This is a genomic window from Streptomyces sp. 13-12-16 (assembly GCF_002114215.1).
GTDB lineage: Bacteria > Actinomycetota > Actinomycetes > Streptomycetales > Streptomycetaceae > Streptomyces.
The window spans coordinates 1-480 of sequence record NZ_NCTE01001433.1; the positions used below are offsets into that span (position 1 = coordinate 1).

Genomic DNA, 480 nt, shown 5'->3' on the forward strand with positions numbered 1-480 from the left:
CCTGGGCGGCAACTCCCTGCTCCTGGTCACCGCCCGGACCGACGTCAACCGCGCCTTCGGCACCGACCTGCCGGTGGTCGACCTGTTCGCCCACCCCACCGTCCGGGACCTGGCACGCCACCTGTCGGAGCACCTCGGCGCCGGCACCGGGACCGACGCCGGACCGGCACGGCGGCACGAGTCCGCCCCGTCACCGCGCGGCGCCCTGGACCGCGCCAAGGACCGGGCACAACGCCAACGCGCCGCCCGCGCCCGCCGGTCCGCACGGCACGGCACGGAGCGTGACCGTGCCTGACACCACCGGGCCGGGAGGGAACGAGGCGACATCCGTGCATCACATCACCGAGCCGGGAGAGAACGAGGCACAGGCCGTGCACGACACCACCGCACCTCACGACGACGACCTCCCCGCCGTCGCCGTCATCGGCATGGCGGGACGTTTCCCCCGCGCCGACGACCTCGACGCCTTCTGGGACGACC

The 480-nt window shown here is 74.6% G+C and carries 1 protein-coding gene; it reads left to right on the top strand.

The window, feature by feature from the left end; genetic code table 11:
* A partial coding sequence (locus B7767_RS42165) for an acyl carrier protein (RefSeq protein WP_143652995.1) occupies positions 1–295 on the top strand: 295 nt, incomplete at its 5' end.
* Positions 296–480 lie beyond the last annotated feature (185 nt).